Origin of the sequence: Radicibacter daui (assembly GCA_030657355.1) — a bacterium.
Classification (GTDB): domain Bacteria; phylum Pseudomonadota; class Alphaproteobacteria; order Radicibacterales; family Radicibacteraceae; genus Radicibacter; species Radicibacter daui.
Map to the genome: position 1 here is coordinate 4,045,538 of CP131056.1, position 14,793 is coordinate 4,060,330.

At 63.5% G+C, this 14,793-nt stretch carries 11 protein-coding genes; 1 reads left to right on the top strand and 10 read right to left on the bottom strand.

Annotation, left to right across the window (positions count from 1 at the left end; genetic code table 11):
- Nucleotides 1-96: 96 nt before the first annotated feature.
- The 6 genes from QTL98_RS18890 to QTL98_RS18915 all read right to left on the bottom strand — a co-directional run bounded on the left by QTL98_RS18890 (nt 97) and on the right by QTL98_RS18915 (nt 7,777).
- A complete protein-coding gene (locus tag QTL98_RS18890; protein WP_445680010.1) occupies nt 97-3,018 on the bottom strand; it encodes a 2-oxoglutarate dehydrogenase E1 component in 2,922 nt (973 codons plus the stop codon).
- A 349-nt stretch (nt 3,019-3,367) separates the two neighbouring features.
- A complete protein-coding gene (locus tag QTL98_RS18895; RefSeq protein ID WP_445680011.1) occupies nt 3,368-3,844 on the bottom strand; it encodes a GreA/GreB family elongation factor in 477 nt (158 codons plus the stop codon).
- A gap of 202 nt (nt 3,845-4,046) precedes the next feature.
- Nucleotides 4,047-4,922, bottom strand: a complete 876-nt coding sequence (gene sucD / locus QTL98_RS18900; protein WP_445680012.1) for a succinate--CoA ligase subunit alpha — start codon at nt 4,920-4,922, stop codon at nt 4,047-4,049.
- A gap of 2 nt (nt 4,923-4,924) precedes the next feature.
- Nucleotides 4,925-6,121, bottom strand: coding sequence for an ADP-forming succinate--CoA ligase subunit beta (gene sucC, locus QTL98_RS18905; RefSeq protein WP_445680013.1), 1,197 nt, complete (start codon nt 6,119-6,121; stop codon nt 4,925-4,927).
- Nucleotides 6,122-6,487: 366 nt separating this feature from the next.
- Nucleotides 6,488-6,613: a type B 50S ribosomal protein L36 gene (gene ykgO, locus QTL98_RS18910; RefSeq protein ID WP_445680014.1), complete on the bottom strand. Its 126-nt coding sequence runs from the start codon at nt 6,611-6,613 to the stop codon at nt 6,488-6,490.
- Nucleotides 6,614-6,745: 132 nt separating this feature from the next.
- A complete protein-coding gene (locus QTL98_RS18915; protein ID WP_445680015.1) occupies nt 6,746-7,777 on the bottom strand; it encodes an SAM-dependent methyltransferase in 1,032 nt (343 codons plus the stop codon).
- Between the two features lie 245 nt (nt 7,778-8,022).
- On the opposite strand from QTL98_RS18915, the gene QTL98_RS18920 reads away from it, so the two are divergent.
- Nucleotides 8,023-10,230 (top strand): methyl-accepting chemotaxis protein, encoded by a 2,208-nt coding sequence (locus QTL98_RS18920; RefSeq protein WP_445680016.1) that lies wholly within the window; start codon nt 8,023-8,025, stop codon nt 10,228-10,230.
- A gap of 83 nt (nt 10,231-10,313) precedes the next feature.
- Here QTL98_RS18920 and pheT read toward each other — a convergent pair whose 3' ends face one another.
- From pheT to rpmI, 4 genes are all read right to left on the bottom strand, one after another.
- Entirely contained in the window at nt 10,314-12,716 is a 2,403-nt protein-coding gene (gene pheT, locus QTL98_RS18925; RefSeq protein ID WP_445680017.1) for a phenylalanine--tRNA ligase subunit beta, read from the bottom strand.
- A 32-nt stretch (nt 12,717-12,748) separates the two neighbouring features.
- Nucleotides 12,749-13,855, bottom strand: coding sequence for a phenylalanine--tRNA ligase subunit alpha (gene pheS, locus QTL98_RS18930; protein ID WP_445680018.1), 1,107 nt, complete (start codon nt 13,853-13,855; stop codon nt 12,749-12,751).
- 256 nt (nt 13,856-14,111) lie between these two features.
- On the bottom strand, nt 14,112-14,474 hold the full coding sequence (rplT, locus tag QTL98_RS18935) for a 50S ribosomal protein L20 (protein ID WP_445680019.1): 363 nt from the start codon (nt 14,472-14,474) through the stop codon (nt 14,112-14,114).
- 47 nt (nt 14,475-14,521) lie between these two features.
- Nucleotides 14,522-14,722, bottom strand: coding sequence for a 50S ribosomal protein L35 (rpmI, locus tag QTL98_RS18940; protein WP_445680020.1), 201 nt, complete (start codon nt 14,720-14,722; stop codon nt 14,522-14,524).
- Between the last annotated feature and the right edge of the window lie 71 nt (nt 14,723-14,793).

Sequence of the window (14,793 nt, forward strand, 5' to 3'; positions counted from 1 at the left end):
AAGATTATGCCGCAGGTTTCTTGCCTGAAGCTTTCTTCGCATAAAAGACCGTCGGGGCCGGACCCTTGATCCGGATCCGGCCCCTCCTGTCTTGGTTTACTCGGTGACCGTCAGCGCCTTGTCGACCAGCGCTGCCTGCTCGGCAGCGTGGCGCTTGGCAAGGCCCGTTGCCGGCGCGGCGGCAATGGAGCGGCCGGAATAGAGCGGACGGCGGAACTTGTGGCCGATCTCTTCCAGCACGTCTTCGATGTGCCAGCGCACGAAAGACCAGCCGCCCATGTTGGCCGGCTCTTCCTGGCACCACAGCACCTGGGCGTTCGGATAACGCTTGAGCTGGTTGCCCACGGAAGTCCGCGGCCACGGGTAGAACTGCTCCAGACGGATGATGGCAACATCCTTGGTGCCGCGCTTTTCGCGCTCTTCCAGGAGGTCGTAATAGACCTTGCCCGAGCACATCACGACGCGGCGAATGTCCTTGTCGGCCACCAGCTGGTCGTCATAGGTCTCCGGCAGGACGCGATGGAACGACGTGCCCGGACCGAACTCTTCAAGCTTCGACACCGCACGCTTGTGACGCAGCAGCGACTTCGGCGTGAAGATGATGAGCGGCTTGCGGAACTGGCGGCGCATCTGGCGACGCAGCGCATGGTAGTAGTTCGCCGGCGTGGTGATGTTGCACACCTGCCAGTTATCCTCACCGCACATCTGCAGGTAACGCTCCATACGCGCGGAGCTGTGCTCCGGGCCCTGGCCTTCGTACCCGTGCGGCAGCAGCATCACCAGACCGGACATACGAAGCCACTTGGCTTCACCCGAGCTGATGAACTGGTCGATGATGATCTGGGCGCCGTTGGAGAAGTCGCCGAACTGGCCTTCCCACAGCACGAGCGCGTTCGGATCGGTAACCGAGTAGCCATATTCGAAGCCGACAACGCTGGCTTCGGCCAGCGGGCTGTCGAGAACCTCGAACTTGCCCTGATCCGGCGCGACATGCTGCAGCGGCACGTACTTCTCTTCGTTCTCCTGGTCATAGAGAGCGGCATGACGCTGGGAGAAAGTTCCGCGACCGCAATCCTGACCGGAGAGGCGCACCCGGTAGCCCTGAGCGCAGAGCGTGCCGAAAGCCAGCGCCTCGCCCGTGGCCCAGTCAAAACCTTCGCCGGACGACATCATGTCCTGCTTGGCCTTCAGCTGGCGGGCGATCTTCGGGTTGAGATTGAAGCTGTCCGGCACCGTGGTGATGGTGGCGCCGACCTTCTTCAAAAGGTCCATATCGCACTGGGTATCCCCCCGGCGATCATCACCCGAAGCCTGCTCGAAGCCGCGCCAGGCGCCTTCCAGCCAGTCGGCCTTGTTGGGCTTGTACGCCTGGGCTGCCTCGAACTCTTCTTCCAGCTTGGAATGGAAGGCATTCGCGCGGGCATCCACCTCGTCCTGGCTCAGCACGCCTTCGGCAACCAGCTTCTGCGAGTACAGCGTCCAGACCGACGGGTGGTCCTTGATGACGCGGTACATCGTCGGCTGGGTGAAGGCCGGCTCGTCGGCTTCGTTGTGGCCGTGGCGGCGATAGCACCACATATCGATCACAACGATCTTCTTGAAGGTCTGGCGGAACTCGGTCGCCATGCGCGCCACGCGGGCGCAGGCTTCCGGATCATCACCATTCACATGGAAGATCGGCGCCTGGATGGTCTTGGCCACTTCGGTGGCATAGGGGCCAGAGCGCGCATCGGTCGGCTTGGTGGTGAAGCCGATCTGGTTATTGATAATGATGTGGATCGAGCCGCCGACCTTGTAGCCCTTGAGCTCGGACATATCGAGCGTCTCGGGAACGAGGCCCTGGCCGGCGAAGGCAGCATCACCATGCAGCAGGATCGGCAGCACCTTGTTGCCGCGCGGCTCAAGGTCACCCAGCTGGTCTTCCTTGGCGCGGACACGGCCGATGATGACCGGATCAACCGCTTCAAGGTGCGACGGGTTGGCATTCAGCGACAGGTGGACGGCATTGCCGTCGAAGTCGCGGTCGGCGGAAGTGCCGAGATGATACTTCACGTCGCCCGAACCCAGATCTTCCGGGTTCGAGGAGACGCCCTGGAATTCCGCGAACATCTTGCGCAGGGGCTTGGACATCACATTGGCCAGCACATTGAGGCGGCCGCGGTGCGCCATGCCCAGCACCACTTCCTGCACGCCGGCCTTGGCGGCGGTGTGCAGCACTTCTTCCATCAGCGGAATGAGCGCTTCACCACCATCGACGCCGAAGCGCTTGGTGCCCTTGAACTTGGTGTTGAGATACTTCTCGAACAGTTCGGAGCGGGTGGTGTTGTCGAAGATGCGCAGCTTCTCGTCCCGCGACAGCGGCGGAGCCAGCTCGGCATTCTCCATATGGTACTGGATCCACTGCTTCTGGTCGGGATCCTGGATGTGCATGTACTCGACGCCGACATGAGCGCAGTAAGTGCGATGCAGCTTGGCGATGATCTCGCGCAGCGTCGCCGTCTCAAAGCCCAGCACGCCGTCGATGAAGATCGCACGGTCCATGTCGGCATCGGAAAAGCCGTAGGACGCCGGATCAAGCTCCGGATGGTGCGCGAAAGTCTGCAGACCGAGGGGGTCCAGCGTCGCCAGCATGTGGCCGCGGATGCGATAGGCGCGGATCAGCATGATCGCGCGGATCGAATCAATCGTGTGCTGGCGCACATAGGTGTCGGCGGTGCCGGGGTCACCGGCCGGAGCCGGCACGGCCGGGCCGGCCTTGCCATTCCTGGCGGCCTTCGCCTTGGCGGCGGCCTCCTCTTCCGGGTCAACCTGGCCGACCACACGGGCCTTGACCTTGGTCCAGGACGGGCCCTTCACATCCGTCAGCGCGGCGCCCAGATCGTCGCCCATCTCGCTGAAAAGCTCGGCCCAGCTGGTATCGACCGATTTGGGGTCCTCCAGCCAGCGAGCATAAATTTCAGCGAGAAAGACGGCGTTAGCGCCGGAGAGAAGCGAGGCCTTGTCTAGTGCCGATCCCATTTCTGGCTCTCAATCCCGTCCGTGGGGGCGGGCCCTGATCATGAAAGAAAAATGGCGCGCGAAGGCCATGCGGAAACCGACCCGCGACCGGGCCGCACTATAGAAGCATGGTTTCGGAGGGGCAAAAGGAACCGCATGAAAAAAAGTGAATTTTCCTGCGGGACGGTGAAGCCATCCTGGACCTGTTGCAACAAAGCCATCCGCTGGTTGCGCCGGTGGTGCGGCGATCATACGCCAGGTCGCATGCGTTGCATCATGCCGAGCAGGCAACTCTGCATCCCGAAGATGGCATTAAAGCCGGTGGGCGCCTTGGCGGTTCCTGCCCCTTTTCGCCCGGGCCGCAACGGAGCTAACCGGCGTTATCGACTTTCAGGATCTCCACCAGCATCGGTGGCTGGCGCGGACCGACTTCTATCTCGTCCCCGGCCTCGGCGCCCATGATGCCGGCGGCGATCGGCGACACCCAGCTCAGCCGACCCTCGGCCGGGTCAGCTTCGTCCTCACCAACAATTTCAAAGACTTCCGCCTTGCGTCCGTCACGCTTCAGCGTAACGCGGGTGCCAAACCCAACGGCCGCAGACGTGGCATCCGGCTGGCTGAGCTCGGCGGTTTCGCGCCGCGCCATCCAGTAACGCAGGTCTCGGCGCAGCCATAAAAGCTTCTCGGCGGAGGGGTTGGCCGCAAGCTCCGCCTGCAACTCGGCCACCTTGTCCTCGATCAGCTGCAATCCCCGCCGCGTCACCAGATTGCGATGCGGGCTTATCTTGAGGTCCGGCGGTGCTTCCGGACCGGCATTGTCCTGCTCGCGGACGAAAGCGCGGCTCATATCACTTCGGCTCCGTTACTCACCTCTATATGGGGAGCGCTGGCGGGATGGAGGTCAAGAGCCTGTTTCCCTGCCCCCCGAACCGTCCGGCAGGGCACTTTGGGGCGAATCACTCCGTTATGCAGTATAGCGCCAAAACAAAACCGCCACCGGAACGGATCCGGCGGCGGCCTTGTACATTTGCGGCTGCGATTGAAGGAACTTAGCCCTTCATCGCCTTCAGCATGGTCGAACCCAGCGATGCCGGGCTGTCGGCCACGTGAATGCCGGCGGCCTTGAGGGCCTCGATCTTGTAGGCGGCAGTGTCGTTGCCGCCGGAGATCACGGCACCGGCATGGCCCATGCGGCGGCCCGGAGGAGCGGTCGCACCGGCGATGAAACCGACAACCGGCTTCTTTGCCTTGGCGGACTTGAGCAGCTCGGCGCCGTCGACCTCGGCGTTACCGCCGATTTCGCCGATCATGATGATGCCCTGGGTCTCGTCATCGGCCAGGAACATCTCCAGCACGTCAACGAAGTTGGTGCCGTTGACCGGGTCGCCGCCGATGCCGACGCAGCTGGTCTGGCCGAGGCCGACAGCGGTGGTCTGGGCAACAGCTTCATAGGTCAGCGTGCCCGAACGGGACACGACACCGATCTTGCCGCGGCTGTGGATGTGGCCCGGCATGATGCCGATCTTGCACTCACCCGGCGTGATCACGCCCGGGCAGTTCGGACCGATGAGGCGGGTTTTGGAACCCTGCAGGGCGCGCTTGACGCGCACCATGTCGAGAACCGGGATGCCTTCGGTGATGCAGACCACGAGCTCGATGCCGGCATCGATGGCTTCCAGGATCGCGTCGGCCGCGAAGGGCGGCGGAACGTAGATCGCGGAAGCATTGGCGCCGGTACGGGCACGGGCTTCGGCCACAGTGTCGAACACCGGCAGGTCAAGGTGGCTGGAGCCGCCCTTGCCCGGGGTCACGCCGCCAACCATCTTGGTGCCGTAGGCGATGGCCTGCTCGGAGTGGAAGGTGCCCTGCGCGCCGGTGAAGCCCTGACAGATCACCTTGGTGTTCTTGTCGACGAGAATGGCCATGATTAAGCCGCCTCCTTCACCGCTTTGACGATCTTGTCTGCCGCATCCGCCAGATTGTCGGCGGATTTGATCGGCAGGCCGGATTCGGAGAGGATCTTCTTGCCCAGCTCCACATTGGTACCCTCGAGACGCACGACCAGCGGCACGTGCAGGCTCACTTCCTTGGCCGCCGCGATCACGCCTTCGGCGATGACGTCGCAGCGCATGATGCCGCCGAAGATGTTGACGAGGATGCCCTCGACATTGGGATCGCTGAGAATCAGCTTGAAGGCCTGCGTCACGCGCTCTTTGGTAGCGCCGCCGCCGACATCAAGGAAGTTCGCCGGCTCGCCGCCATAGAGCTTGATGATGTCCATGGTGGCCATCGCGAGACCCGCGCCGTTCACCATGCAGCCGATGTTGCCGTCGAGCTTCACATAGTTCAGCTCGTGCTTGCTGGCTTCGACTTCAGCCGGATCTTCCTCGTCGAGGTCGCGCAGCTCAAGCACATCCTTGTGACGGAAGAGCGCGTTGTCGTCGAAGCCCATCTTGGCGTCGAGGGCCAGCACTTCGCCAGCACCGGTGACGATCAGCGGGTTGATCTCGAGCATGGAAGCGTCGAGGTCGTTGAAGGCCTTGTAGAGGCTGGCGATCAGCTTGGACGCGCTCTTCACCGCGTCGCCGGTGAGGCCGAGGCCGAAGGCGATCTTGCGGGTGTGGAACGGCTGGATGCCGGTTGCCGGGTCAACAGCCACGGAGATGATCTTCTCCGGGGTGTGCGCGGCCACTTCCTCGATCTCCATGCCGCCTTCGGTGGAGGCGAGGATGGTGACGCGGCCGGTGCCACGATCAACCAGCAGGGAGAGATAAAGCTCGCGCTGAATGTCAGCGCCGGCTTCAACATAGATGCGCTTCACTTCACGGCCGGCAGCGCCGGTCTGCTTGGTGACGAGCACATGGCCAAGCATCGCTTCGGCAGCAGCCTTGACCTCGTCCAGCGACTTGACGACGCGAACGCCGCCCTTGCCGTTCGGATCATCCTTGAAGCGACCGGCACCGCGGCCACCTGCATGGATCTGCGACTTGACGACGTAAACCGGGCCGGGCAGGGCCTTGGCCGCCTCAACCGCTTCATCAGCGGTGTAGGCCGGCGCACCCTGCGGCACCGCTACGCCATATTTGCGCAGCAGCTGTTTGGCCTGGTACTCATGAATATTCATCTGTTCCGTCCCCCTGGCGATTTACCCAAGTGAAATCGGGGCCAATTTGGTTGAGACGAGGCCTCCGCCGTGGCGCCTTACGCCGGACTATGGCCGGCGCACGGCAGCGGATGCCCTGTGCGGGAGTTCGCGCACTTTAGTCTCTTGAACGGCAGAGTCCACAGCGCTGGTGGGGAAAAACGCAGCAAAGTGATGCGTCGCACAACAAATATGATGCAGGTGCGAAATAGCCAGAGACAGAAATGAAAAACGCTCGGCGGACCCTTGCTTGTGCAAAGGTCCGCCGAGCGTTTTTACTTTAGAACTTTTACCGGTGAAGCACCGATACCTGCCACAAGGGCAGCCAGCAGGCCTCAACCCGTTTTCTCAGCCCTGGCGAGCCTTGAAACGCGGGTTCTTCTTGTTGATGACGTAGACCCGGCCACGGCGACGAATGACACGGCAGTTCTTGTCGCGGCTCTTGAGGGTCTTCAGCGAATTGGCGACCTTCATCGAAGAATTCCTTTACATCAGGCGCTCTGGAAGCGTCTTGAGCGCGCGCTTATACGAAGCATGCCAATATGAGTCAAGGGCAACAGCCAGCCTGTGGGCAGCAAAAAAGCTGCAATTCCGCCGCAATGCGGGTCAGGTGACCGGGTCGCCGGCGCGGAAGCCGAAGAAACGATAGACCTTGAGCCCGTGATCGAGCGCGTTGACGCGCCGCGCCCACAGCTCCGCCTCATAGAACATCAGCATCAGCGTCTCCCTGGACGCCTTGCGGTCGCGCAGCACATCGGTGAAGTTGGACCAGGCCCCGAGTGCCAGCTGGCGGTGCTCGTCGGTAATGTCCTCGATGATGCGCATGTCCATTTCCAGCTCGTCGAGCTGGCGGCGATACTGGTCTACCGTCCAGGGCAGCGGCTTTATCGGCTCCACCCGGCGCCAGGCTTCCATGATGCGGGTGTCGGTCGATGCCGGGTCGAGCACATAGTCGGTAAACAGCAGCTGGCCACGCGGCTTCAGCCAGCGCACCAGGGTCTCGATCATGCGCTGCTTGCGCTCGACGGTAAAAAACGCCTCCTTCGAGAACACGCAGTCAAAACGCTTCTTGAGCTCGAAGGTCTCCGGATCATAGGGCGCCACCGGCGCCTGCTTGCCCATGCCGTTCAGCACCGAGCGCTGGTTGCCGGCATCGGCCAGCAGCTTGTTCTCTTCAAGGCCGGTGACCCAGGCACCGAACTCTTCCACCATCAGCCGGGCAATACCGCCAAGGCCAGAGCCCAGCTCCAGCACAGACATGGCCGGCGTCAGGCCCAGCGTCTTGACCATGTTGCGTACATGATCGCCGGTACAGGGGTTGGTATATCCCGGCCCCCAGATCTGCTCGACCACCTCGATGCGCGAGGCAGACCACAGCAGCGGCTTGACCGTATCTTCGCCAGCGCGTTTGGCACCGGCCTTGCCGTCTTCCGCCGCCCCGCCTTCGCCATCCAGCATGTGGCGCAGCCAGGTGTCGAAATCATAGCCTTCCCACCAGGCCACAAGGCGCAGGCGAAAGGGTACGGGCTTGCTCGGATCGTCCGCCAATTCCTGCAAGACAGCACGATCCCGGCTGCTGAGCGCTTCCGGCTCCGCGGCACTTTTCAGCAGATCGACGACGCCGAGCAAAGCCAGCAAACCCCGAGTCGTAATAAATCAAGCTTATGAATAACATCGCAAGGCGTACCCTGTCGATGTCTGGCACCAAATCACTTGTTCCGCCCGTAAATAAATCTGTCTTTTTTTTAGACACTTGCCGGGTGAAACCGGTTTTGCACACAAGAACGGCATTGCGCGGCGTTTGCACCAAAGGGACTATGCAAAACGACTGTCGCACGAAGAAGGCACAGTTCCCCCCGACAAAAGCGCATGAGACCCCCCGCATGAGCCTTTCCGACGTGGCAAGCTCCAAGAAGTCCGAATCCCGCTGGACCATCCGCCGAGGCATCGTCCTGATCGGCGCTCTCCTCTCGCTCGGCATCCTTATTAACCAGCTCTGGCTATCCCGGGTGAACGAGCGCTTCTCGCTCGACACTTTCAATGGCAGCGCCGCCCAGACGCTGAGTTTCCTCGCCGAACGCAGGGTTACCAGCGAATACGACCAGCGCATTGCCCCCTTTGCCGACACCCAGGCCCGTAACGCCGACATCGTGGCCGCAGCCAAGAACAGCGACCCGGTGAAGGCCAGCCTTACCGCCGACCTCGTCTTCAGCTCGCAGCCCGTCTACCAGGGCCAGATCGACCTGCGTGAAGTGAATGTCTTCGACAAGGACATGAAGCTTATCGCCGCCAGCAAGAAGGGCACGGGCGACAGCGTCCTCGCCCAGCAGGCAGGGCTGCTTGACGAGCTCAAGGGCCGCGACAAGGGCGCCCAGCGCCAGCCGGTCAGCTATCTGTGGCACACCAAGGACGGCGTGCCGGTGCATAGCCAGATCGTGCCCATCGGCGGCTTTCAGGTTGCCGGCTTTCTCGAGGTGGTGACCAGCCCCGTCAAGATGCTCGAAGGCATCGAGGATGCCGTGCGCGGCGATGTCATACTGCCCGGCAAGCCCGGGGCGGAGCCGCTGTTCAAGGGCTCCTACTTCCAGGACGACGCCAAGCCCGCCGCGCCGGCGCAGGCATCGGCTCCCACTGCGACTCCCACTGCGGCCCCCGCCAGCGCGCCGGCGGCCACTGCACCCGCCGCGGCACCGGCACAGAATGCCGCCGGCACCGCTGCACCGGCCCGCCCGTCACGCCGCGGTCTGATGCTGGAGACCATCGGCACCAGTATCCCGGACAGCTTCGGCGGGGAATGGGCCAGGATCGAACTCACCCGCGATATCGGCACCTTCATCCACAGCAGCGAGACCCTTCGGAACACCGCGCTTGCCGTTCTGGCCGGCGTTGTCATCGTCGGCTGGCTCATCGGCTTCGTCGTCCTGCGCATCACTGCCTTCGGGCGCCTGAAGGCGTTCGCCGAAGCAATGAAGCATCTGGCCGCCGGCGATACGCTGGTGACGCTGCCGCCGCGCAGCCCCGATGAATTCGGCGAAATGGCCGATGCGGTGGAAGTGTTCCGCGCCAGCATGGAAGCCAACCAGGCCATGCAGGCCGAACAGCGTGAAGCGGAGGTCCGTTCCGCGCAGGACCGCAAGCAGGCCATCGTCGATATGGCCTCCACGGTCGAGAATGCCGCCCACACTTCCGTCGACTCCGTCTCCGGCAAGACCGGGGAGATGTCGCAGGCCGCCGAGCGCATGGTGGAACTTGCCTCCTCCGCCAGCGAGCGGGCACAGGCTGTTACCAGCGCCTCGCAGACCACTCTGCAGAACACGCAGACTGTTGCCGCCGCCACCGAACAGCTCTCGGCCTCCACCGAGGAGATCATGCGGCAGGTCAAGGAAGCCCGTACCGTCGCCTCCAAGGCGGTGTCGGAAGCGGACGAGACCAACACCACCATGCAGGGCCTCGTGGAAGCCGCGCAGGCCATCGGCAGCGTCGTGGATCTCATCCGCGACATTGCCGAGCAGACCAACCTGCTGGCCCTCAACGCCACCATTGAGGCGGCACGGGCGGGCGATGCCGGCAAGGGCTTTGCGGTGGTGGCGCAGGAGGTCAAGACCCTCGCCGGCCAGACCGCCCGCGCGACGGACGAGATCATCAACCAGATCATGAGCATCCAGATGACCACCGGCCAGGCGGCCGAGGGCATCAAGCATATCGGCAGCGTGATCCGGTCCATCGATGAAATCTCGACGGCCATCGGCGCCTCGGTGGAGCAGCAAAGCGCGGCAACGCGCGATATTGCCCGCACCGTGGAGCAGACCACGGAAGCTTCCCGTCACCTGACGGAGGAGATCACCCGGGTCAATGACGAGCTCGCCAATGCCGGCACTCTCAGCCACGACGTGCGCGGCATCGCCGGCCTCGTCGCCCAGTCCATGGTCGATCTGCGCAGCTCTCTCATCGAGATCATCCGCAAGTCGACCGAGGAAGCCGACCGGCGCATGCAGGCCCAGCAGAACGCCGCAGAGGAAGCCCTGGTGACCGAAGAGGCCGCCAATGACGAAACCTCCGGCGCGCTGGAGATCGAAGAACAGGCCGCCTGAGCCCGTTCTTCGCTGCGCCTGAAAGAAAAGGCCCCCTGACTTGCGTCAGGGGGCCTTTTTCATGAGATGAAAGCCGGCGAAGCTCAGCCGCGCAGGGCGGCACCGGTCTGCTTCACCACCTGCTCGATCACCTTGTCCGTCACCTGCTGGATCTGCTCATCGCTGAGCGAGGCGGCTTCCGGCTGCAGGGTGATGCTGAGCGCCACCGACTTCTTGCCCTCTTCCACACCCTTGCCGGTGTAGACATCGAAGATCTCGGCATCGGTGATCAGCTTCTTGTCCGCGCCCCTGGCGGCACGCACCAGCTTCTCGGCGCTGACGCTGCCATCCACGAGGAAGGCGAAGTCACGCTTCAGCGGCTGGAAGGGGGAAATCTTCACCAGCGGGCGGGTCAGCACGCGGTTCTTGGGCTCCGGCACCATGTCCGGGAACACTTCGAACGCGACCACCGGGCCCTTGACGTCGAGACCCTTGAGCACACTCGGGTGGATCTCGCCGAAATACGCCAGCACCTTGGGGCCGATGCGCAGCGCAGCGCTACGGCCCGGATGGTAATAGGCCGGGGCGTCCGTGGTGACCTGTGCGGAGGCCGGGGCTCCCATCGCAGCCAGCACTTCCTGCGCATCGGCCTTGGCATCATAGGCATCGACCGGGCGCGCCGGGCCGGTCCAGCCGCGCGGAACGGCAAGGCCGGCACGAATGCCCGCCACCACCTTGCGCTGGCCTTCCGGCTTCGGCGAGGCGAAGTGCGGCCCCACCTCGAACAGCGCCACATCGGCATAACCGCGATCGGCATTGCGGCCGGCGGCGAGGATGAGGTTGCCGAGCGCCGTCGGGCGCATCACGTCGAGATCGGCCGAGATCGGGTTCTTGAGGCGCAGGGCGTCCGGCACCGGCGCAAACAGCGCTGCATGCTCGCCCTTCATGAAGGACCAGGTGACAGCTTCCAGCATGCCGCGTCCGGCCAGCACCCGGCGGGCGGCAATGGCTCGGCGCTGTACCGGCGTGATGGCCGGGCCGGAGAGAGCCCCCTCGGCCTTGAGCGCCACCGGCAGCACCTTGTCGAAACCTTCGACACGCAGCACTTCCTCAACGAGGTCGGCTTCACCCTGCACATCGCCGGCACGCCAGCTTGGCACGGCAGCCACGAGGGCTTCACCCGAGGCACTGACCTCGAAGCCGAGTCGTTCAAGAATTTCCTTCTGACGCGCAGCCGGCACGGCAAGGCCACCCAGCGTTTCCGAACGGGACGGGCGCAAGGTGATGGAACGCTTCCATTCCGGCTCCTTGCCGGCAACGACGAGGTCGGATGTCTCGCCGCCGCACAGGTCAAGGATCATGCGGGTGGCCAGTTCGGCGCCCTGCAGGAGGAAGGCGGGGTCCACACCGCGCTCGAAGCGGTAACGCGCATCGGAGATGATGCCGGTCGTCCGGCCGGTATTTGCGGTACGGATCGGATCGAAATAGGCAATTTCGAGGAAAACCTCGGTGGTGCCGTCCTCGACGCCGGTCGTCTCACCGCCCATCACGCCGCCAAGACCGACGGCGCCGCTGTCATCGGCGATCACCGTCATTTCCGGCGTCAGGCTGTATTCCTTGCCATCGAGCGCCAGCAGGGTTTCGCCCTCGCGCGCCATACGGGCGTGGATGTTGCCCTTGAGCTTGGCGGCATCGAAAACGTGCAGCGGACGGCACAGGCCGAGCGAGAAGAAGTTGGTGATATCGACCAGCACCGAAATCGGGCGCAGGCCCACGGCGGTCAACTGGTCCTGCAGCCATTTCGGGCTCGGGCCGTTCTTCACGCCCTTGAAATAGCGGCCGACGAATTGCGGGCAGGCCTCGCCCTTGCCTTCCGGCAGGTCGAGCGACACGGAGATCGGGCTCTTGCCGAGCGTGCCGGCCACCTTTTCCGTCGGCAGCGCGATCAGCGTGCCAAGGCCACGGGCAGCCAGATCGCGCGCAATGCCATAGACGCCGGCGCAATCGGCGCGGTCCGGAGTGAGGCCGATCTCGATGACCGGATCATCCGCGCCCAGCGCCTTGGCCGCCGGCTCGCCGACCACGGCGCTTTCCGGCAACTCGATGATACCGTCATGGTCATCACCCAGCTTCAGCTCGCGGGCAGAGCACATCATGCCCTGGCTCTCGACATCGCGGATGACGCCCTTCTTGAGCGCTTCCCCGGTCACGGGAATGACGGCGCCCGGCTGGGCCAGTACCACCTTGATACCGGCGCGCGCATTGGGGGCGCCGCAGACGACCTGCAGTGTTTCCTTGCCGGTCTCGACCGTGCAGACACGCAGCTTGTCGGCATTCGGGTGCTTCTCGGCCGCCTTCACATAACCGACGATGAAGGGGGCCAGATCCTTGCTGCGGTCATGCACATCATCGACCTCGAGCCCGAGATCGGTCAGCGCCACGCAGATTTCGTCCAGCGAGGCGGTGGTATCGAGATGGCTCTTGAGCCAGGAGAGGGTGAATTTCATTTGAGGTCGTATCCCGCTCTTGCCGCGCTGGCTTACTTGGTCAGGCCATAGGCCATGGAGGGCGTGTCGCTCGGCTCGAACCCGTAATGCTCAAGCCAGCGCACATCCGCCTCGAAGAAGGTACGGAGGTCGGGAATGCCGTATTTCAGCATCGCGATGCGCTCGATCCCCATGCCGAAGGCAAAGCCCTGATAGATATCGGGGTCGATGCCGCCATTACGCAGCACCTGCGGGTGCACCATGCCGGAGCCCAGAATCTCCAGCCAATCGTCGCCCGCGCCGATCACCAGCTCGCCGCCCTTGCGCGAGCAGCCGATATCGACCTCCATCGACGGTTCGGTGAAGGGGAAGAAGCTGGGGCGGAAGCGCACCGGCAGGTCATCCACCTCGAAGAAGCGCTTGCAGAACTCGATGAGGCAGCCCTTGAGGTGGCCCATGGTGATGTCGCGCCCGATGACGAGACCTTCCACCTGATGGAACATCGGCGTGTGGGTCATGTCGTAGTCGGAGCGGTAGGTACGGCCCGGCACGATGATGCGGATCGGCGGCTCTTCTTCCAGCATGGTGCGGATCTGCACCGGGCTGGTGTGGGTGCGCAGCACCGTCTCGGCATGGTCGGCATCCTTCGCCCCGTCCTGGTCGGGCAGGTAGAAGGTATCGTGCATCTGGCGCGCCGGATGATGCGGCGGAATGTTGAGGGCGGAGAAGTTGTGCCAGCCGGTCTCGATCTCCGGCCCTTCGGCCACGGAGAAACCCATCTCGCAGAAGATCGCCGTCAGCTCGTCCACCACCTGGCTGATCGGGTGGATGCGGCCGCGCGCCTGCGGGCGGGCGGGCAGCGTCATGTCCAGCCCTTCGCGCGCCAGGCGCGATTCCAGCTCCACGGCTTCCAGCGCGCCCTTGCGGGCGTCCAGTGCGGCGGCGATCTCGTCCTTCAGGGCATTCAGTTTCTGCCCCGCCTCGCGCCGTTCGTCCGGCGTCAGGCCGCCAAGCCCCTTCATCAGGTCGGTGATGGCGCCCTTCTTGCCCAGCGCCGCCACCCGGACGGCGTCGAGCGCCGCCAGATCGGCTGCCGCCGCGACCTGATCCAGAAGCTGGCTGCGAAGCGCGCCCTGCTGGGCGTCAAGCGTATCGGACATCGGCTCTAGGTTTCCTGAAACGGACGATAGTGAAAGCCGGGATCACACCGCCTTTGAAGGCGGTAGCCCCGATCAGAAAAGCTGGCGCGCAAGGTAAGGGAAGAAACCCTGCAACGCAAAGCGGCTGTTACGGTGCTTGGGGGGCATGGAGACACAGCCGGAAAACAAAAGGGGCCGGCCCTTGCGAGGCCAGCCCCTGTTTGCTTGCTTGCCGTCAGGCAGCGCCCCCTTGGAGGCAGCTGCCTTTACCGGACAATCAGGCGGCGTTCAGAGCGGCCTGGGCCTGTTCGGCCAGGGCCTTGAACGTATCGGCTTCACGCACGGCGAGATCGGCCAGAACCTTGCGGTCCACCTCGATGCCAGCGCGCTTCAGGCCGTGCATGAACTGGCTGTAGGTCAGGCCATGTTCACGGGAAGCAGCGTTGATACGCTGGATCCAGAGGCTGCGGAAATCGCGCTTCTTGGCACGACGGTCGCGATAAGCGAACTGAAGGCCCTTTTCGACCTTCTCAACCGCAATGCGGAAGACGTTGTTATTGCGAACCTGGTAGCCCTTGGCGAGCTTGATGATCTTCTTGTGACGGGCGTGAGCGGTTACACCGCGCTTGACGCGTGCCATGATTCAAATCCTTTCAGAAAAACGTCGGTAGTCGGCTTCGCGCCAGCTCAGGCGTACGGCAGCCAGTACTTGCGCACGGTCTCGCCATCCGTCTTGAAGAGGATGTCGGTGCTGCGCGACTGACGCTTCATCTTCTGGGACTTGTTGCTCATCATGTGGCGACGCTTGGACTTGTTGAAGCTAACAAGGCCGTTGGCCGTCACGCGGAAGCGCTTCTTCGCACCGCTCTTGGTCTTGATCTTGGGCATTTTCGACTCCAGTAAAACAAATGGCCGATGCCGGTGGTCAGCTCTCCCGAAGGAGTGCCGCTACCGGCAGT